Consider the following 19,891-nt stretch of genomic DNA (forward strand, 5'->3'; position numbering starts at 1 on the left):
AAACTTGATCCCACTGTCACAGCATTTGGCTTAGTCAAATAGGTTATCATGACCATTTTGAAAGTCCTTGTTGTCTTTTCCACCAGCTATAGCCCAAGACCATAACTGCAAAGAAAATGATCGTCGCTAACACTGAAAGACGGGTGGCTGGACTAAGCGCCAAAATCACCAAGATTACTAAGAAGAACGTAATCGTGGCATAACTTGAGAACGGAAAGAAAGGCATTGCAAAGGCGTCTGGTTCAAGAACAGACTTTTGCTGCCGATATTTGATATGGCTTAACATAATTAAAATCCAAACAAAAATGAAACTGATTGTTGCCACTCCCGTAATCAAGACGAAAATCTGACTAGGGTAGTAGTAATTCAATAACACGATGCTCAAAAAGATAAAGGCTGAAGCTAACATACCAACAACTGGTACATTAGCACTAGATAGTTTCGCAAATAACTTAGGCGCCTGCTTATTTTGTGCCAAAACAAAAAGTGTTCGTGATGTAGAAAAAATAGCCGAGTTAGCTGCTGACATGGCTGAGGTCAATACCACAAAATTTACTAAATCAGCTGCAAAATGAATCCCTAAGCCTGCAAATATCTGAACAAAGGGGGACTGATTAGCATTGATTTCTTTCCAAGGATATATAGACATGATTACAATCATAGAGCCAACATAAAAGAGACCGATACGAATAGGTACTGAATTAATCGCCTTTGGTAAATCACGCCTTGGATTTTGGGTTTCTCCCGCAGTCAAACCAACCATTTCAATCCCCGTAAATGCAAAAATGACCATTGGAAAGGACATGATAAACCCTTGCCATCCCGTTGCAAAAAAGCCGCCATCAGCGACTAAGTTACTAAAAGAAGCCTGGTTACCATGCGTATGGAATCCCGTCGCAATCATCCATAATCCGGCTACAATAAGCGCAATGATTGCAAAAACCTTAATACTAGCAAAGCCTGACTCTAATTCACCAAACCAGCGCACATTGATTAAATTAAGGGCTACTAAAATCAAGACGACCAATAAGGGCGTTACCCACTGTGGCAATTGCGGAAACCAAAATCGCAAATATATTCCAGTTGCTGTCAAGTCTGCCATTGCCAGACTAGCCCAACTCAACCAATATGCCCATCCAATAGCAAATTCCCAGCGCTCTCCTAGATACAAGCGGACAAAATCAATAAATGACCGCAATTTAGTATTGGATAGTAATAATTCACCGACTGCTCGCATCATCAAATAAGCAAAAAAACCGGTGATAGCATAGGCTAAAATCAGGGCAGGTCCGGCCGATTTAATGGCCTCGCCAGAACCTAGAAATAAGCCGGTGCCGATTGCACCACCAATCGCAATCATCTGCACGTGGCGCGAACTTAGTCCTCGCGATAACTCTGCCTGTTTACTCATTGAAAACTCCCTTCCATCTAACTAACCATAAAAAAAGTCCCTATGCCAAGTAACCTTGACATAGGGACGCTTATTCACGCGGTTCCACCCTACTTCTTAACCATAACGTTAAGCAGCTTCATTAACTATTTAACCAAGGAAGGTGCCGACCACTATGCCTTTACACCCTATCTCAGCTACTAGGGCTTTCTGTAGTAACAAGCTATACTGTTTTGCCTTCCATACATCACTTCATAAGTAAAGTATGCCCTAAACCTTATCAAGAAATAAAACAATAGTCAACCTTTCGTCTTAAGCAACCTCAACCAGTAATTCAAATTTATGAACATCATCTTTCTTACCAACCACAGTTAGTACATCGCCAATCTGAATAATCGTATCAGGACCTGGATTAACCACTACTTCATCCTGGGACTTAATTGCAACAACATTAAGCCCGTAGTTTTGCCGAATATTTAACTTTAAAATCGACTGATTTGAAAAGTTTAAATTTGCAATTTTGATTTCAGCAATCGCCATTTGATCACCCAAATCAACATAACTAATTAAGTTGGGGGACATCAGATTTTCAGCTAAACGCTCAGCCATTTCCAATTCTGGTCTTACAACCCGATCAGCACCAACCTTTTCGAGCACCCGTGCATGTAACTTTGTCTCAGCCTTAGCAATCACATCTTGCACACCAAGATCTTTAAGTAAAATGGTCGTTAAAATAGAAGCTTGCTGGTTATGACCAATGCAAACTATTACGTGATCAAAACTTGCCAAATCCAAATCTACTAAAGCTTCTTCATCTTGTGCATCCGCAATTACCGCGTGTGTTGCAACATCCATATAATCCTCTACCTGTTGAGGGTCATTATCAATGGCGAGCACTTCCTGCTTAGCCTTTATAAGCGAGGTTAGTAGAGAACTACCAAAGCGGCCTAAGCCAATAATGGCAAATGTTTGTTTCATCTTGCATTCTCCTAATTATTTATTCATGTACTTTCCGAAAAAAATGCTGGCGACCTTATCGTCAACCAGCATTCTAGTTAGTCAAAAAAGTGCTTCCATTCTTGATTGATATTTCGCTGTTGGCTTGTACTTCCCCAGAAAGGAACTTTTACGACACCCATTACCTTATTACCGTCAACAAAGCCCCAGTATCGGGAATCATTAGATACAGAACGGTGATCACCAAGTACAAAATACTGGTTTTTAGGTACCTTATCTGTCACATTTCTGGACCAGTTCATCTTTTTCCCTAATTCACTTAAACTAGACCAATTGCCAATCTCAGCTGCGCTAGGAAAATTAGTAGCATACTGTTCGTTTTCGCTAATATAGTCTTGATTAACGGTTTTCCCATTAACTTTTAGCACACCATTCTGAGCACTAACCGTATCGCCAGGCAAGGCAATTACCCGCTTAACGTATTTACGTCCAGCTACTGCATTAGGATCTTCTCCGTGGGCATCAAATACAATAACCTCACCACGTTTAATTGGTTTATTTTTCAACTGGACCACCAATTCACCATTACTTAAATTAGGGTCCATGGAAGTTCCTTCTACCTTAGTTGGTTCAAACCAAAACTGCTTAATCAATAAGGCAATAACCAGCCCAATCACAATGGGCCAGACCCATGACATAATGCTTCGAAATCTTTGCATGCTTTACTCCTTGAATAGTCTTTCTCATAAGTTTAACACATTGCCAGACAACTTTTTAACAGACACAATAAAAAAGCCAAGTCCATTCACTTAACAGACCTGGCCTTAATTCTTTTATTATCAACTTATCGCTTATGTGTTCGCTTAGCTTTACGAATTGCCCGCTGACGCTGACGTTCCTTTTCCTTTTTAGCCTGTCGACTTGCTTGAATTTTAAAAGGGTTCTGTAACATCCAGGTTTGAACAACTTGGAAGGCATTGGAAACTACCCAGTACAGGGATAGAACAGCTGGCACATTAATGGCAAAAATAAAAATCATGATTGGCATTAGGAAGGTCATTGACGTTGTCATGCCATTGCGCTCAGGCTGCCCCAGCATCACCAAATAAGAAGATGCAAAAGTAAACAGTGCTGCCAATACTGGCAAAATAAAGTAAGGGTCACGACCACCTAATTGAACCCATAAAAACGTCCCATTCTGTAATGCGCTCGTAGATTGAATAGTCGAATACAAAGCCATCAGAATAGGCATCTGCACAAGTAAGGGAATAAAACTTGCAAAAGGATTGACGCCCGCTTTTTTGTAAAGTGCACGCTGTTCCTCTTGCATAGCTAACATTGACGCTTGATCACGAGTAGGGTACTTAGCTTGTAATTTCTTTAATTCAGGGGCAACTTCTTGCATTTTAATCATTGATTCTGTCTGATGAACCATCAAAGGCAAAATCAAAAGACGAATTAAAATCGTGTAAGCAATAATCCCTAAGCCGTAACTATTACCTAACCAAGCTGATACTCCCAAAATTGATCGGGCAAAATTAGCAATAATCAACCCGCCCCAAAATCCTGAGCCACTAACATGACCAGGGTAGAGAACTCCAGCAGCAATCATTACCACCAGGGCTAAAATTGCAACCGGAAATGAGCGCATCGACATATATTTTTTAAGCGTGTTCATTGGCAATCTCCATCATTATTAATCTGCTTGCTCGTTATCATCTATAAACAGGTGGGCTAATGAAAAGACATGGACCAAATTCTTTTTAATAATCGCCATATCTTGATCATGGGCACTTGGCCGGGCAATAACTAAGATGTCTACATCTGATCTCATTTTAGGCATGAGTTCTAACACTGATTGTCTAATACGCCGTTTAACCCACACTCGTTCATGACCACGTAACCCAACTTTTTTAGAAATTGATATACCTAAACGCAAGTGCTTAGGTTCAGCCCTTTGCATAGTATAGACAATAAACATCTTATTAGCATGCGAGTTATGCTGATCAAACACCTTTTGAAAGTCTTTTTCTGTTTTTACTCGATAACTTTTTCGCATTTTCTCTCCATTATTAACTCTTAAGGCAAAAAGAAAACGCACGTTGCAGCGGAAAGCCACAACGTGCGCGATCGTTATCAGTAGTCCTAATAGAAGGTCGAACCCAATTAGGCTGACAAAACCTTGCGGCCCTTTTGGCGGCGACGTGCTAATACCTTACGACCGTTGCTAGTGCTCATGCGCTTGCGGAAGCCGTGTACACGTTCGCGATGACGCTTCTTAGGTTGGTATGTACGCTTCATGTGAAGACACCCCCCATTCTTAGTTAGATTTGGCCTGCGGTTGGCGAGGCCAAACCACAATTCATATTAGATGATACCATGGTCAGCTAACATTGACAAGCCTAAATATGATCAAAAAAGCTGAAACATATAAAAGTAAGCATAGCCTAAAAAACACATAAATGCCAGTCCTTTTAAATTTTTTTAAGGGTTCAAAAATTAAATAAAAAACTTAGTTTTCCAAAACCTAACGCTCTGTTAGGTGGACAAACAAAACTAACCTAACGGAGCGTTAGATTAGTTTTCCACAAAATCCACAGTTTATCCACAATGTCCACATAGGGGGAAAACCATTTCGTATAAACCCTGTGAATATGTGGATAACTTCGGAAACGCCTGTTAAATACCCCTTTGTTTATACACAACATGCTCTTAATAACTGAATTTTATACTAGTTTTCCACAGATATCCACAAAAAGCGCCTTCTTTTTTCACACATCCCTGTGGGAACCTGAATAAGGTTTTCCACACCATGTGAATATCTCAATATGTTATACAATCTGCTGATTGCTTCACCTTTCCAGCCTTTTCTTCTGTGGAAAACTCTCTTTTCGCCTGTTACAATGGTCTTTGTCACGTGGGATGTCCTAATTTTCTGTGGAAAACTGCACCCCACTATTAATCTATTTAATAAGGAGGTCACGGTTAATGGACCCCATTCAAGTCTGGAATGCCATTAAGGACCTATTACACGACGATGTAATAGGGGAGTTTGCTTTTTCTACCTATGTAGATTCACTGACTCCAGTTGCTATCTCAGCCGATGAAAATAACACAACTGTTTTACAACTTACAACAAGTCAAGAAGAAGTCGCTAAAGAATGGCAAAATAGTAATAGTCTCTACTATTCAAAATTCGTTCCGGCCGCGATGACAGCAACCTTAACACTGTATGGTCAACCACAGTTTGTAAAACCTTTGGTTACCTATACAAAACCCCAGCCAGTAAAGACTGATTTCCCCATCACTCAAACAGTGGAGCAAGGTGAAGGCGAATTGCCTACTAACGCTTCGACATTTATCACCAAGGCGACCCTCAATCCAGAATTCCGTTTTGATACCTTCGTCTCTTCAGATGAAAACAGGGAAGCTTATTCTGTGGCCCAGGCTGTAGCCGATAATCCAGGTACACAGTGGAATCCACTGCTTATCTATGGAGGGGTTGGTTTGGGTAAAACGCATTTAATGCAGGCTATCGGTAATGCCGTGCTAGCACGGCAAGCAAATGCCAAAGTTAAATTTATTACAACTGAAGATTTTATTAATGACTTTACAGAAGCCCTACGCCGTGGCCCCAAAGCAACCGAAGCCTTCAAGCGAGAATACCGTAGTACCGATCTTCTGATGGTGGATGACGTCCAGTTCCTATCTGGTAAAGAGAAGATTCAAGAAGAATTTTTCAATACCTTCAATGCCATTACCCGTGAAAACAACCAGATTGTACTGACTTCTGATAAACTACCAAAAGAAATTCCTGGTTTGGAAATGCGGTTAGTCACTCGTTTTGGTCAAGGTTATTCAGCAAACATCACCAAACCTGACTTACCAACCAGGGTAGCTATTCTGCGTAATAAATCAGACCAAGAAGGCCTTAATATTCCAAATGATGTCATCGACGAAATTGCCGCGGCAGTGGACACTAACGTTCGTGACTTGGAGGGTGTCTTCAATCAAGTCGTTGGTAAGATGCGCTTCAGCAATGCACCAATTACAGTCGATACAGCTCGTTCCATTCTTGAAACGATGAACTTTAAGCGACAACGAGCAATTACTATTCCCATAATTCAAGATATTGTTGCTCGCTACTATGATGTTACAGTTTCTGACATTAATGGTAAAAAACGTAATAAAGAAATCGTCGTTCCTAGACAAGTTGCCATGTATCTTGCCCGTGAAATGACACAAGATTCACTACCACAAATTGGGCGTGCTTTTGGTGGCAAAGATCATACAACTGTTATGCACTCCACCGAAAAAATCGAAAAAATTCTTGGCGAAGATATTACGCTAGAACATCAGGTCCAAGAAATTCGGGAACGCTTAAAAGAATAAACTAAAGTGCATTGTGGATAACAAATGTTATAAGATGTAGTTATACACAAAGTAATGAACATAGCGAAACTGAGAGTAGGTACCGCTTTAAAGTGGTTATCCACAGTTTCCACACCCCTTATTACTATTACTATTTTTTATTTATTTAAATAAGTCATTAAGCAAGCCAGTCGTTTTCATTCATTTGAGGAGAACATCATGCAATTTACTATTAATCGAGCTGAATTTATAAAGGCAATGAATAATGTTAGCCGAGCTATTTCATCAAGAACATCAATGCCAATTTTAACCGGCGTAAAGTTAGACTTAGATGAGACCGGATTAATTTTAACGGGATCAGATACAGATATCTCAATTGAAATCAAAATTCCCGTAACAGACGATAAAGCACACTTAACTAATATCGAACCAGGCCGCATTGTTTTACCAGCCACTTTTTTCGCTAATATCGTTAAGCGATTACCAGGTGAAGAGTTTACGCTTACTAACCATGATGGTTTACAAACAAAGATTTCATCAGAAAGTGCTGAATTTGATATTAATGGTCAAGATGCTAACGAATATCCTCGCTTACCTGAAGTTGAAGTAACCAATCATTTAGTACTTCCAGCGGCAACTTTGAATGAAGTTATCGGACAAACCGTAATTGCAGTCTCAAAACAATTAAGTCAGCCAATTTTAACGGGAGTACATTTCATTATAACCGGTGGGAATTTAACAGCTGTTGCAACGGATCGTCATCGGTTAGCACAAAGGACAGTTGCATTTGGTGAATCAGATGTTAAAGCTGACATTATTGTTCCTGGTCCCTCATTGGTTCAGTTACAGGCAATGTTAGATAATGTTGAGACCGTTGATGTACGTGTAGCTGAAAATCAGGTTATCTTTCAATTAGGAGACAATACGATTTTCTATTCACGTTTGCTAGAAGGTAATTATCCGGATGCTTCGCGTCTTATTCCTACTGAAAAGCAGACTACCTTGACGATTAATGCGCGAGATCTGTTACAAACTATTGAACGGGCGGCATTATTAAGTCATGAAGGCCGGTCGAATGTCATTCAATTTACAGTAAGTGATGAAGGTTCTTATATATCGTCTAATTCTCCGGAAGTCGGCCGAGTTGAAGAGGAAATATTTGCAGCTGATACAGCTGGTAATCAATTAACTATTTCGTTTAATCCGGATTATATGCGGGAAGCGCTAAAATCGTTTGGTGATGAAGAGATACAAATTGGCTTTAAGACACCATTGGATCCCTTCACCTTGGTGCCAACAAATAATGAAACTAACTTTATTCAATTAATTACACCAGTTAGAACATACTAAAAATTAAATAAAAGGCTAGGAGCGTTGTTTTAAGCAAAAATGGGCGTTCCTAGCCTTTTTTATTAAAAACACCCGTCCTCTTCATAAGTAGCGTGAATTAGCGTATAATGGGAAATAAGTAAATACTCAGTAAATAATAAAAAAGAAAAGAGGCACCCAGATGGCGGAAGAGCTTCAAATCCAAACGCCCTACATTACGCTTGGGCAAGTGTTAAAAGAAGCAAGCGTGATTGCAACAGGTGGCCAGGCAAAGTGGTACTTACGAGAGAACACAGTTTTAGTTAACCAGGAACCAGATGAGCGGCGTGGTCGTAAATTATATCCTGGTGATATTGTTGCTTTGCCTGACGGAGAACATATCGTAATCAATGGTACAGGTGTTGATGGAATAAAATGAAACTTCTACAGCTAGAATTGGATAATTTTCGTAATTATCAACATTTAGCAGCCACGTTTTCACCTGGTGTGAATGTGTTTTTAGGCCCAAATGCCCAAGGGAAAACAAACCTCCTAGAGGCAATATATGTCCTAGCATTAACAACATCACATCGGACTCATTCGGATAAAGAATTGATTAGTTGGGGCGAAAAAGACGCGTTAGTAGCTGGTCTAATTCAGCGGAAAACGAGTAAAATTCCCCTAGCATTGGGATTTGATACGAAGGGTAAGCATGCACGGGTAAATCATTTAAACCAACCTAAGCTGGCTGATTATATCGGTCAGCTTAACGTTATTTTATTTGCACCTGAAGACTTATCCTTGGTTAAGGGTGCGCCAGCAATTAGGCGGACCTTTATTGACCGTGAATTTAGTCAAATGAGTCCTAAGTACTTATACATAGCTAATCAGTATCGCGCAATTTTACGACAAAGAAATCAATATTTAAAGCAATTGCAAAGTAAAAAGAATACTGATTTATTATTTTTAGAAGTATTAACTGAGCGATTAGTCATGTTTGCTAGTGAATTAATCGAACGCCGTTTGCGCTTGATACAAAAGCTTAACGCTGCTGCTCAGCCTATTCAGTCAGCTATCACACAAACTGGTGAAGCTCTTGAAATTGAATACGTTTCGCAACTTAATCCTGAAGAACTGGTTGATGCAGCTACAATTCAGCAAGCCTTGTTAACACGGTTTGAAAAATTGCAAGCACGGGAGATTCAAGAAGGCGTAACTAAGTTAGGTCCTCATAGGGATGATTTAGCGTTCATTGTCAATGGTCGTAACGTTGCAGTTTTTGGTTCGCAGGGGCAGCAACGAACGACAGCTTTGGCTGTCAAATTGGCAGAAATTGATTTGATGAAAGAAGAAACGGGAGAGTACCCCATTTTATTGCTGGACGATGTCTTATCTGAATTAGATAGAGAGCGGCAAACTCATTTGTTAAAGGCAATGCAGGGAAAGGTACAGACTTTTATTACCACGCCTTCATTAAGCGATGTGGCCCGTCAGTTAATTGACCAACCCAAGGTTTTTAATGTGCGGGCGGGAAATTTAGTAACAGATGAGCATAGTAAGGAATAAGAATTAACAATCAGGTTTAGAAAAGGGAGAGTGTAATGGTGGAAGAAGATACACGCATGCATACACAACCCGATGCTTATGATGCAAGCCAAATTCAAGTCTTAGAAGGGCTAGAAGCAGTGCGTAAGCGCCCAGGAATGTATATTGGGGCGACATCTGCTCAAGGCTTGCACCATTTAGTCTGGGAAATTGTAGATAATGGAATTGACGAAGCCTTAGCTGGCTTTGCTGATCATATAACCGTGACGGTCGAACAGGATAATTCGATTACAGTAACTGATAATGGACGTGGAATTCCCACTGATACCCAGAAAAAAACTGGTAAATCAGCCTTAGAAACCGTGTTTACCATTTTGCACGCTGGTGGAAAATTTGGCGGTGGCGGTTATAAGGTTTCTGGTGGTCTCCACGGTGTTGGGGCTTCAGTGGTTAATGCACTCTCAACCTTTTTGGACGTAACAGTGGTCAGAGATGGTCAGGCTTATAGTATGAAGTTTGCCCGGGGACATGTTGTGCAAGAAATGCAAGTGACGACTGCAGAAGGGCAAGATATTTCACGTGGAACAATTGTACATTTCTTGCCGGATCCAGATATCTTTCGAGAAACAACTGAATTTGACATTAAGACATTGACAAATCGTGTGCGTGAGTTGGCCTTTTTAAATAAAGGGTTACGTATTTCAATTACGGACCGTCGTCCTGCTGAGCCTGTTGTTAATTCTTTTCACTATGAAGGTGGAATCAAAGAGTACGTCGAATATCTAGATGTTCACAAGGATGTATTGTTTAAGGATCCCGTCTATGTTGAGGGGGCAGAAAACGGAATTGAGGTTGAAGTCTCCCTTCAGTACACCGATGACTATCATATCAATATGATGTCCTTTACTAATAACATCCATACTTATGAGGGCGGAACACATGAGACTGGTTTTAAGGCCGCATTGACTCGGGTAATTAATGATTACGCTCGAAAGCATGGACAGTTAAAAGAGAATGACGAAGCGCTAACGGGTGAAGATGTTCGGGAAGGTCTGACTGCAATTGTGTCAGTTAAGCATCCTGATCCACAGTTTGAAGGTCAAACGAAGACCAAGTTAGGTAATTCAGATGCACGGACAGCTGTAGAACGAACTTTTTCTGAAACGTTTGCCCGCTTTATGATGGAAAACCCGGATGTAGCCAAGCAAATCGTTGAAAAAGGGATGTTGGCTAGTCAAGCGCGTAAGGCAGCTAAACGTGCTCGCGAAGCAACGCGTAAGAAGAGTGGATTAGAGATATCGAATCTCCCAGGAAAATTAGCTGACAATACTTCAAAGGATCCAAAAATCTCAGAGCTATTCATTGTCGAGGGTGATTCGGCGGGTGGTTCAGCCAAGCAAGGTCGTGAACGCTTAACGCAAGCCATTTTACCTATCCGTGGTAAGATTTTGAATGTTGAAAAGGCTAGCTTAGATCGCATCTTAGCTAATGATGAAATTCGTTCAATCTTTACAGCTATGGGGACTGGATTTGGCGAAGACTTTGATGTTGAGAAGGCTAATTATCATAAGTTCATTATTATGACTGATGCCGATGTCGATGGCGCCCATATCAGGACCCTGCTATTGACTCTAATTTATCGTTATATGCGGCCTTTATTAGAGGCTGGGTATGTCTACATTGCGCAACCACCTTTGTATCAAGTACGACAAGGAAAGTTTATGCAATATATTGATTCAGACGAAGAATTGGCAACTATTTTGCCAACCCTAGCTGCCTCACCTAAGCCCGTTATTCAACGTTATAAGGGTCTTGGAGAAATGGATGCCGAACAACTATGGGAGACGACGATGGATCCTAATAAGCGGCGTTTGCTACGGGTTGAAATGGATGATGCTGTTCAAGCTGATTTAGTATTCTCAATGTTAATGGGAGATAAGGTTGAACCACGGCGTGAGTTCATTGAAGAAAACGCACAATATGCTGAATTAGACGTTTAAATTAAACCTGGTTTACGTAAAAAAGGAGGCTATGCATGGCTGAGCAAGATAATGAAAACAGCCGAATTAAGGTTGCTAATTTAGGTGACCAAATGCAGACATCATTTTTGGATTATGCGATGTCTGTTATTGTAGCGCGGGCTCTACCAGATGTGCGTGATGGACTCAAGCCAGTTCACCGCCGTATTCTGTATGGGATGAACGAATTAGGTTTAGCACCTGAAAAAGCCTATAAGAAATCTGCACGTATCGTGGGCGATGTCATGGGAAAGTACCACCCACACGGCGATTCAGCTATTTATGAATCGATGGTGCGAATGGCACAAGACTTTAGTTATCGTTACATGTTGGTTGATGGACATGGAAATTTTGGTTCTGTCGATGGTGATCCTGCTGCCGCAATGCGGTATACTGAGGCCAAATTAAGTAAGATTTCAGTAGAAATGCTCCGTGATATTAATAAAGACACGGTTAACTTTGTTGAAAATTATGATGGTACTGATCATGAACCAGAAGTTTTACCTTCACGTTTTCCTAATCTATTAGTTAATGGTGCTAGTGGAATTGCCGTTGGAATGGCAACAAATATTCCGCCACATAATCTGCGTGAAGTTATTTCTGCTATTCATTTGTTAATGGAAAATCCAGATGTGACGACTGCAGAGCTGATGGAAGTGTTGCCAGGACCAGATTTCCCAACTGGTGGTATTGTGATGGGTAAGTCTGGGATTCGAAAAGCTTATGAGACGGGTAAAGGTGTCGTTACAGTACGTGCAAAAGTTGAGATTGAAACTGAAAAGACGAAAGAACGGATTATTATCACTGAGCTACCTTACATGGTGAACAAGGCGCGCCTAATTGAGCGCATTGCTGAATTAGGTCGGGATAAGCGGATTGAAGGAATTACATCAATTAATGATGAGTCTGATCGTGAAGGTTATCGGGTGGCAATCGATATAAGACGTGATGTTTCAGCCTCTGTCGTTTTGAATAATCTATATAAGTTGACAATGATGCAGACCAACTTCAGTTTCAACATCTTAGCTGTTCAAGACGGTCGGCCAAAGCTATTGAGCTTAAAAGAAGTGTTACAGGCTTATTTGAAGCACCAGCAAGAAGTGATTAGTCGCCGGACAGTCTTTGAGTTAAAAAAGGCACAAGCTCGTGCACATATTCTTGAAGGTTTGCGGATAGCGTTAGATCATATCGATGCCATTATTACAATTATTCGGACGTCTAAAACGGCTGATATTGCCAAAACGCAATTAATGGAAGGCTATTCTTTATCTGATAAGCAAGCTCAAGCAATCTTAGATATGCGGCTGGTTCGGTTAACTGGATTGGAACGCGACAAGATTGAATCAGAGTACCAAACGTTAAGTTCACAGATTGCTGATTATAAAGATATTTTAGCCAAACCTGAGCGCATCGATGAGATTATCTACCAGGAGTTACTGGAGATTCAAGATAAATTTGGTGATGACCGACGGACAGAGTTACAAGTTGGGGATGTCACCTCGATTGAAGATGAGGATCTCATTGAGCAAGAAGATATCATTGTTTCCTTGACGCATGAAGGCTATATTAAGCGAATGGCCCAAAGCGAATTCCGAGCACAAAATCGTGGTGGTCGAGGTGTTCAAGGGATGGGTGTCAATAGTAATGATTTCATCGACAAGATTGTTGGTGCCTCAACCCATGATACGTTGTTGTTCTTTACCAATAGCGGTAAGGTCTATCGGCTTAAGGGGTATGAAATTCCTGAATATGGACGGAGTGCAAAGGGCATCCCGGTGATTAACCTATTGGGAATTAGTAGTGGAGAAGCCATTCAAACGGTCATTAATATTCATGGTGACTTAGCAGCTAGTGAAGATGACTTATTCTTTACGACCCGTGATGGAGTGGTCAAGCGTACCCCTATTAGTGAGTTTAGCAATATTCGTAATAATGGTTTACGCGCTATTAATTTACATGAAGATGATGAGCTAATTAATGTGATGACTACGGATGGTTCTCACAATGTCTTGCTTGGTACGCATGGTGGTTATGCTGTGAGTTTTAATGTGTCTAATGTGCGTTCCATGGGACGTTCAGCGGCTGGCGTGCGTGGTATTCGCTTAAGGGATGATGATTTTGTTGTTGGTGCACAAGTCTTAGAACCGGAAGATGATGTCTTAGTGATTACCGAGAATGGTTATGGTAAGATGACACCGGCTAGTGAGTACCCAATTAAGGGTCGTGGTGGTAAAGGTATCAAGACAGCACAGGTTACAGAAAAAAATGGTCCTTTGGTAGGAGTATCAGTCGTGAAAGGGCATGAAGATGTTATTCTGACGACCAACCTGGGGGTTATGATTCGCTTTAATGTGGATAATGTATCCTTAACAGGTCGAGCCACTCAAGGAGTACGGTTGATCCGCTTAGATGACGATTCTAAGGTTGCGACCTTTACCACGGTAGCCCCTGAAGAGGAAACAGTGGTAGATGGACAAACTGCTAACGAAGACGAACAGCCAGAAGGCGTTCAAGCCTTGTTAGAGCGAGCACAAACTGACCCTGAGCTAACAGATTCAAATGAGTAACAGTTAGTGGGTAAGTTAAAAAGATGCTAAGCTTTCAAGCTTAGCATCTTTTTAGTTTTACTTGATATCAAGTAAGCTTTGTTTCCTTTTATAGGCTTGTTTTAAAGTTTAAGCGTATAATGAGCAAGATTAGCTGAAATGATTATTGAAATCGTAAATGATGAGTAAAGGAACTTTTTATGAAACACTATGGTCGATTTGATTGGATAAATACGCGACTAGGTTTCGTGTTGTTGTTAGTTGGTCTCTTTTGGGCTAAGATGCAGCTCGCCAATGTATTAGATTTTAAAGTATTTGCGGGGGCAAGTCCGGTACAATATATAACCCTACTGGTGAATCCGATACCAATTGCACTTTTAATGATTGGTTCGGCCTTATATTTTAAATCAGCTAAGGTATTTTATCCGTGGGCATTGTTGATGTATATTATCAATTTGGTGCTCCTGCAGGTGAATGTAATCTACTACCGGGAATTTTCAGACTTTATGTCCTTTTCAGTTATGACCGGTTATGACAAAGTAAATCAAGGGTTGGGCGCTTCAGGATTAGCCTTGAGTAATTTTCATGATATCTTTTTTTGGTTGGATCTGGTTATTTTAATCTTCTTTGTGATTTTTAGAAAAGTAAAGTTGAATGCACCAGCCGTGTCAAAATTTGTCGGTTTTGCTGCAACATCCTTTGCACTAGCAGGTGCAATGTTTGTTTTGATGGTAGGTGAAATGGAGCGCCCACAATTAATTACGCGCCAATTTGATAGTAAATTAATGGTGAAGTATCTTGGTTTAGATGCCTATACAGTGTTTGATGCTGTTCGGCAAAAACATGTATCCGAGATGAAAAGTACGGCTAAAAAGTCAGATGTTCAAAAGGCACGCGACTATGTTAAGAGTCATTATGCAGCGGCTAATCCTGAATATGCTGGTATTGCTAAGGGTAAAAATGTGTTTGTCATTCATCTGGAGTCATTCCAGCAATTTTCGATTGGGATGCGGGTAAATGGTCAAGAAGTTACGCCTTTTCTAAATAGTTTGTATAATTCCAAGGAGACGTTAGCCTTTGACAACTTTTTCCATCAAGTGGGTCAGGGAAAGACGTCCGATGCGGAAAACTTATTAGAAACATCAACCTTTGGACTACCGCAAGGGTCTTTATTTGCTAATCAAGGAGCAGATCAAACCTTTCAGGCTATGCCAAGTATTTTAAAACAACAAGCTGGTTACTCGTCTGCTGTTTTTCATGGAAATAATGCTAGTTTTTGGAACCGTAATAATGTGTATAAGGGGATGGGGTATCAATACTTCTTTGATGCTAGTTACTTTGATACTTCTGGAGATAAAGCAATGGGCTATGGCTTAAAGGATAAACTTTTATTCTATGATTCCGTTCCATATCTAGAACACATGCAAGAGCCCTTCTATGCTAAGTACATTACGGTAACAAACCATTTTCCTTTTAGTCTAGATGATCAAGATAAAGATCCAAATTTTCAGACGACTAATTCGGGATCCGATGTGGTTGACGGCTATTTTGAAACAAATCATTATTTAGACCAATCCATTCAGGAGTTTTACACTTATTTGAAAAAAGCCGGTCTATATGATAATTCTATTATCGTCTTATATGGGGACCATTATGGTATTTCTAACTCTGAAAATAAGTATCTTGCATCAATTTTAGGTAAGAATCCAGAAAAATGGACTGCAAATGATAACGCGCAGTTGCAACGGGTTCCCTTCATGATTAATATTCCTGGCTATACTGGCGGACATGTTGATCATACCTACGGTGGTGAAATTGATGTGGCCCCTACATTATTGCACTTACTTGGCATAACAAATACCGAGAAATACATGCAATTAGGTCAGGATTTGTTAAGTAAGCAACGGCAGCAGGTAGTTGCTTTTAGAGATGGTGATTTTGTAACGCCTGATTATACAGTGGTTAATAGTACAATCTTTAATACAAAGACCGGGGAAGAAATCGAAAAGCCAACTACAGCAACGTTAGAGGCGGTAGAGAAGAGTAAGCAGATAGCTCACCAGCAGTTGAAATACTCTGATTTAATTAATCAAAAGGACCTCTTGAGACTATACACGCCAGCCGGCTTCAAACCGGTAAAGTCACAAGAGTATAACTACTCTAATGGCTTGGAACGCTTGAAGGAATTAGAGAAACAAAAGGGAGCGGCTTCTAGGGACGTCTTCCAAAGCCACAATAACCAAACTACCCAGGATCTGTATCAAACAGATGCTCCAGAAAAAGGAGCACCAAGGTCTAACACATCACGGCTAAAGCAGGTTAATCCTGATGGTAGTGATGGGACTTCTATGATTGATAAAACGCCTAATCCCTAATAGGCTTGACCTTTATTAAAGAGGCAATTCTTGAAAAGAATTGCCTCTTTTCTAATTTACTTGTAAACTTAACTTTAGTGTTAAATAAGTTAACAACAATGTAAAAAATACTTCTACACGAGGGTAATAAATGGAATACTTAGGTAGAAAAGACTTTATTAAATCAGCTTTTAAGACCGATATCTTTAAGTTTCGAATTGGAGACCTAGCCCAGATGACTGGGGTATCGACCCGTCAATTACGTTACTGGGAAAGCAAAGGCATTATCGAATCACTATCACGTGAGGGTGAACAAAATGCGCGTGTTTATAATTATGCGACCTATCATCGCGTACAACTGATTAAGGATTATCTTGATGAGGGTTATACGTTACAAGCGGCTGTTGGCAAAGCTAATGACATTATGTCGGCTTTTGCTGGCTTTGCAGATATTATATACAGTGCTGTTCAGGGAGTTGACACTATTGATGATCAACGAATGGTTGATTTAGGGTATTTTGATGCAGCAAAGACACAGCGTTTATGGGCTTCCATTGATGACAATAAAGAGGTTCATTATCATGTAAAGCCAGTGGAGGATGAGCAATGAATTGGCGAGGACTGCACCATCTGCCTTGGAAGAAACGTCTGCAAGCAACCGGTGATAATTGTGGGCTTGACGATGAACAATTAGCTTTTATTAAAGCGCATTACAGTTCAATTGGTGATCAACAGGTAGAAAATTACCTTTATAATTTTGGAGTGCCCACTGGTTTATTGGTTAATTTACCAGTGGATCATGGCCTACATGTTGTAACTATGGCGACGGAAGAGCCCAGTGTTATTGCAGCTGCTAATAACGGAGCGCGAATGATGCGCTATGGTGATGGTGTAGAAACTTCTATGGAGCAACGATTGGTTAGAGGGCAAATTGTTGTGATTAACATTGATGACCTGAAGAAGTTGGAACGGTTTGTTAGTGAACATAAGGAACAACTATTGAAAGTAGCCAATGATAGTCGCCCTTCAATGCGTAAAAGGGGTGGTGGAGCAGTCGACCTTTTATTTGAACCTTTGGATGAGGAAAGAGCGATTGTCAATCTTCTTATTAATCCTAAAGAGGCAATGGGCGCTAATGTTGTTAATACGATGGCAGAGGCGGTTGCTCATTATTTGCAAAATAAAGGCTATGAAATTTTAATGGCCATTTTGTCTAATTATGCAACTGAGGCACAAGTTAAGGGTACTGTACGGATTCCGTTTAGCGCATTGCAGACTAAGGATGGGTTAGCTGGATCAGTTGTGGCAAGACGTATTGCGGAAGCTAGTTATATTGAAACGTTGAGTCCCTACCGAGCGGTTACTGCCAATAAAGGAATCTTGAACGGCATAGAGGCTGTTGTTTTAGCTAGCGGGAATGATACACGGGCTGTGAATGCAGCGTTGCACGCACACGCTGCCAGCCAGGGCCGATATCGCGGCTTAATTCGTTGGCAAGTTGAAGGGGATGCCCTAGTAGGTCGGACCAGTCTACCTATGCTAGTAGGATCAGTTGGTGGCTCAATTGGTATTGTGCCAGCGGTAAAAATTAATCGGCAAATTATGGGGCAGCCGACTGCAAACGAACTAACTCGGCTGTTAGTAGCAGTTGGGTTGGCGCAAAACCTAGCAGCTTTACGTGCCTTAGTGACAACGGGTATTCAAGACGGTCATATGGGATTACAGGCGAAGTCATTAGCATTAGAAGTTGGGGCAGAGTTAACGGAAGTGCCAGTTTTAGTGAAACGTATTAAAAAGGCGGGACATTATGACAGTGCTTTTGTGAAGCAGCTCTTAATGGAATTACGAAACGAAGAAAGCCAGTAGACTAAAAGTTAAGTTGTGAGAAAGGAAGTATTTTAATGCATTTTTCTAAAGAGACGTTGGCCCTCCTGGATCAAGTGAATCAATTGTATCCAGGTTCTATTGTTTTACGTGGTAGTGGTGAAGACTCTGGAATTTTGAAGCATGATCAAGTATCAACGAGCATGTTAGGGCCACGAATGGCGATTGAAGTGAATGATTTGACAGCAGCAGATGTGTTAGCAACGGATGAGTTATTACATATTATGTTGTCACTTAATGGCTATCCACAGTTATTTTTCCAGCTAGCTGTTGAAAAGGATGAGAGTTTGACGGAGCAAATGATGGTGATGACAAGCTATCTTTATCAACCAGTTATTCATAGCATCATTTATCGTGAACAAGCTAAACATGGTCAGCTTACTGGCAAGGTTATTCAAGCATACCTACGAGGTGTTGCAGACACCCTTGAACCTGAACAAGGGGATGATATGGCACAGGCTGCCTTGCGAGTAATGGTTTTGCTTGATGCACGGGTTTTCTTGGCTGCTGCAGAAGCTGAGAGTGACGGGAAGCACTTAGAAGCCAGTTATCCACTAGCTTGGCAAGCGGCAGGACGTTTATATCAAACAATGGACAGTGAAAATATCACAGATCCTTTCACTATGCATAGAGCAATTGAAGCTGTTTTTAGTGGCTTTGATGAGCAAATGGCCGACTGGAAACTACCTCTTTTAAATGCAAAAGAGTTTGTTACTGTAACGCCTGTTTTATCACAACGTCAGTTACGTTTAAAAGTTAATCAGGTATTTGATATTAAACATGTACCATTTACGGTTCGTGATACAAATCAAGCAGCTTACGTTGGACTGAATAAGGCTGACAAGCAGAATAGTTTTGTCTTGCCTACGCCAGATGGTGAGCAGCAAGCATTCTTTTTAGCCTTTTATCAGATGACTGTTCAGGATTTATTTGCACAGTTAAAGCAGCCTTATACTGTGCGTGAAAGTAAAGCATAGGGGAGTAGTGATTATTAGAAACTAGGTGCCGGTCCTTTAATGGACTAGAGTAGCTAGTTTTTTTAGTTGACAAATTTAAATCGGCTCTGTATAGTATTAAGAGTTGTCGACGGTTGATGCAATTCAACGTTGATAAAAAATAATTCAAAAATAGTGTTGACAACAACTTTTGTTTTTGATATTATAAATAAGTTGTCGCTTGAGGTTACCGCTTCAAAAAACGACGGTAGATCATTGAAAACTGAATATCGTTTCGATATAACAAATGTGTAGGGTCACCACGTATGTGGTGCAAACATTTGCGAAGTCAATTCGCTAGTAAATTCGTTTAACATCTGTTAAACAACAACATAATTTGAGTACTACTCAAATTCTCAAAATGAGAGTTTGATCCTGGCTCAGGATAAACGCTGGCGGCGTGCCTAATACATGCAAGTCGAACGCCTTGTCGTTCTACTGATTTAGAGAGCTCGCTCAATACTGACGTAGAACTATACAAGGAGTGGCGAACGGGTGAGTAACACGTGGGAAACCTACCTCT

16 protein-coding genes and 1 rRNA gene are annotated in these 19,891 nt (G+C 40.6%); 11 read left to right on the forward strand and 6 right to left on the reverse strand.

The window, feature by feature from the left end; all coding sequences use genetic code 11:
• Positions 1-46: 46 nt before the first annotated feature.
• From G414_RS0104595 to rpmH, 6 genes are all read right to left on the reverse strand, one after another.
• The gene (locus G414_RS0104595; protein ID WP_022791681.1) at positions 47-1,411 is read right to left on the reverse strand and encodes an amino acid permease; all 1,365 of its coding nucleotides are present in this window, start codon (positions 1,409-1,411) and stop codon (positions 47-49) included.
• Between the two features lie 291 nt (positions 1,412-1,702).
• Positions 1,703-2,368, reverse strand: a complete 666-nt coding sequence (locus G414_RS0104600; protein WP_022791682.1) for a potassium channel family protein — start codon at positions 2,366-2,368, stop codon at positions 1,703-1,705.
• A 77-nt stretch (positions 2,369-2,445) separates the two neighbouring features.
• The gene (lepB, locus tag G414_RS0104605; RefSeq protein WP_022791683.1) at positions 2,446-3,066 is read right to left on the reverse strand and encodes a signal peptidase I; all 621 of its coding nucleotides are present in this window, start codon (positions 3,064-3,066) and stop codon (positions 2,446-2,448) included.
• A gap of 125 nt (positions 3,067-3,191) precedes the next feature.
• Positions 3,192-4,025 (reverse strand): membrane protein insertase YidC, encoded by an 834-nt coding sequence (gene yidC / locus G414_RS0104610; protein ID WP_022791684.1) that lies wholly within the window; start codon positions 4,023-4,025, stop codon positions 3,192-3,194.
• An 18-nt stretch (positions 4,026-4,043) separates the two neighbouring features.
• On the reverse strand, positions 4,044-4,406 hold the full coding sequence (gene rnpA, locus G414_RS0104615) for a ribonuclease P protein component (protein WP_022791685.1): 363 nt from the start codon (positions 4,404-4,406) through the stop codon (positions 4,044-4,046).
• A gap of 107 nt (positions 4,407-4,513) precedes the next feature.
• Positions 4,514-4,648, reverse strand: a complete 135-nt coding sequence (rpmH, locus tag G414_RS07580; RefSeq protein WP_002828338.1) for a 50S ribosomal protein L34 — start codon at positions 4,646-4,648, stop codon at positions 4,514-4,516.
• A 687-nt stretch (positions 4,649-5,335) separates the two neighbouring features.
• Between rpmH and dnaA the strand changes: the two genes are divergently transcribed.
• The 11 genes from dnaA to G414_RS0104670 all read left to right on the forward strand — a co-directional run.
• The gene (gene dnaA / locus G414_RS0104620; protein ID WP_022791686.1) at positions 5,336-6,739 is read left to right on the forward strand and encodes a chromosomal replication initiator protein DnaA; all 1,404 of its coding nucleotides are present in this window, start codon (positions 5,336-5,338) and stop codon (positions 6,737-6,739) included.
• Positions 6,740-6,937: 198 nt separating this feature from the next.
• Positions 6,938-8,068 (forward strand): DNA polymerase III subunit beta, encoded by a 1,131-nt coding sequence (dnaN, locus tag G414_RS0104625; RefSeq protein WP_022791687.1) that lies wholly within the window; start codon positions 6,938-6,940, stop codon positions 8,066-8,068.
• 160 nt (positions 8,069-8,228) lie between these two features.
• On the forward strand, positions 8,229-8,465 hold the full coding sequence (gene yaaA, locus G414_RS0104630) for a S4 domain-containing protein YaaA (RefSeq protein ID WP_022791688.1): 237 nt from the start codon (positions 8,229-8,231) through the stop codon (positions 8,463-8,465).
• Positions 8,462-9,592, forward strand: a complete 1,131-nt coding sequence (recF, locus tag G414_RS0104635; protein WP_022791689.1) for a DNA replication/repair protein RecF — start codon at positions 8,462-8,464, stop codon at positions 9,590-9,592. Before yaaA ends, recF begins: the two co-directional genes overlap by 4 nt.
• 35 nt (positions 9,593-9,627) lie before the next feature.
• Positions 9,628-11,571, forward strand: coding sequence for a DNA topoisomerase (ATP-hydrolyzing) subunit B (gyrB, locus tag G414_RS0104640; protein ID WP_022791690.1), 1,944 nt, complete (start codon positions 9,628-9,630; stop codon positions 11,569-11,571).
• Positions 11,572-11,606: 35 nt separating this feature from the next.
• Positions 11,607-14,156 carry a DNA gyrase subunit A gene (gyrA, locus tag G414_RS0104645; protein ID WP_022791691.1) on the forward strand — a complete coding sequence of 850 codons (2,550 nt, stop codon included), beginning with the start codon at positions 11,607-11,609 and terminating at the stop codon, positions 14,154-14,156.
• Between the two features lie 179 nt (positions 14,157-14,335).
• Positions 14,336-16,510 carry an LTA synthase family protein gene (locus G414_RS0104650; protein WP_022791692.1) on the forward strand — a complete coding sequence of 725 codons (2,175 nt, stop codon included), beginning with the start codon at positions 14,336-14,338 and terminating at the stop codon, positions 16,508-16,510.
• A 130-nt stretch (positions 16,511-16,640) separates the two neighbouring features.
• The gene (locus G414_RS0104655) at positions 16,641-17,099 is read left to right on the forward strand and encodes a MerR family transcriptional regulator (protein ID WP_022791693.1); all 459 of its coding nucleotides are present in this window, start codon (positions 16,641-16,643) and stop codon (positions 17,097-17,099) included.
• Positions 17,096-18,355 (forward strand): hydroxymethylglutaryl-CoA reductase, degradative, encoded by a 1,260-nt coding sequence (locus G414_RS0104660; protein ID WP_022791694.1) that lies wholly within the window; start codon positions 17,096-17,098, stop codon positions 18,353-18,355. The genes G414_RS0104655 and G414_RS0104660 overlap by 4 nt, the downstream gene beginning before the upstream one ends.
• Before the next feature lie 35 nt (positions 18,356-18,390).
• On the forward strand, positions 18,391-19,350 hold the full coding sequence (locus G414_RS0104665) for a hypothetical protein (RefSeq protein ID WP_022791695.1): 960 nt from the start codon (positions 18,391-18,393) through the stop codon (positions 19,348-19,350).
• A 375-nt stretch (positions 19,351-19,725) separates the two neighbouring features.
• Positions 19,726-19,891 (forward strand): 16S ribosomal RNA (locus tag G414_RS0104670); the annotation flags it as partial.

Origin of the sequence: Weissella halotolerans DSM 20190 (assembly GCF_000420365.1) — a bacterium.
Lineage (GTDB): Bacteria > Bacillota > Bacilli > Lactobacillales > Lactobacillaceae > Weissella > Weissella halotolerans.

What these genes read in the sequence shown, in the direction of transcription:
- yidC (WP_022791684.1), bottom strand. Translation starts at nt 4,025, where the DNA reads ATGAACACGCTTAAAAAATATATGTCGATGCGCTCATTTCCGGTTGCA.
- G414_RS0104655 (WP_022791693.1), top strand. Translation starts at nt 16,641, where the DNA reads ATGGAATACTTAGGTAGAAAAGACTTTATTAAATCAGCTTTTAAGACC.
- gyrB (WP_022791690.1), top strand. Translation starts at nt 9,628, where the DNA reads ATGGTGGAAGAAGATACACGCATGCATACACAACCCGATGCTTATGAT.
- G414_RS0104650 (WP_022791692.1), top strand. Translation starts at nt 14,336, where the DNA reads ATGAAACACTATGGTCGATTTGATTGGATAAATACGCGACTAGGTTTC.
- rnpA (WP_022791685.1), bottom strand. Translation starts at nt 4,406, where the DNA reads ATGCGAAAAAGTTATCGAGTAAAAACAGAAAAAGACTTTCAAAAGGTG.
- G414_RS0104595 (WP_022791681.1), bottom strand. Translation starts at nt 1,411, where the DNA reads ATGAGTAAACAGGCAGAGTTATCGCGAGGACTAAGTTCGCGCCACGTG.
- rpmH (WP_002828338.1), bottom strand. Translation starts at nt 4,648, where the DNA reads ATGAAGCGTACATACCAACCTAAGAAGCGTCATCGCGAACGTGTACAC.
- dnaA (WP_022791686.1), top strand. Translation starts at nt 5,336, where the DNA reads ATGGACCCCATTCAAGTCTGGAATGCCATTAAGGACCTATTACACGAC.
- gyrA (WP_022791691.1), top strand. Translation starts at nt 11,607, where the DNA reads ATGGCTGAGCAAGATAATGAAAACAGCCGAATTAAGGTTGCTAATTTA.
- G414_RS0104600 (WP_022791682.1), bottom strand. Translation starts at nt 2,368, where the DNA reads ATGAAACAAACATTTGCCATTATTGGCTTAGGCCGCTTTGGTAGTTCT.
- G414_RS0104660 (WP_022791694.1), top strand. Translation starts at nt 17,096, where the DNA reads ATGAATTGGCGAGGACTGCACCATCTGCCTTGGAAGAAACGTCTGCAA.
- yaaA (WP_022791688.1), top strand. Translation starts at nt 8,229, where the DNA reads ATGGCGGAAGAGCTTCAAATCCAAACGCCCTACATTACGCTTGGGCAA.
- lepB (WP_022791683.1), bottom strand. Translation starts at nt 3,066, where the DNA reads ATGCAAAGATTTCGAAGCATTATGTCATGGGTCTGGCCCATTGTGATT.
- dnaN (WP_022791687.1), top strand. Translation starts at nt 6,938, where the DNA reads ATGCAATTTACTATTAATCGAGCTGAATTTATAAAGGCAATGAATAAT.
- G414_RS0104665 (WP_022791695.1), top strand. Translation starts at nt 18,391, where the DNA reads ATGCATTTTTCTAAAGAGACGTTGGCCCTCCTGGATCAAGTGAATCAA.
- recF (WP_022791689.1), top strand. Translation starts at nt 8,462, where the DNA reads ATGAAACTTCTACAGCTAGAATTGGATAATTTTCGTAATTATCAACAT.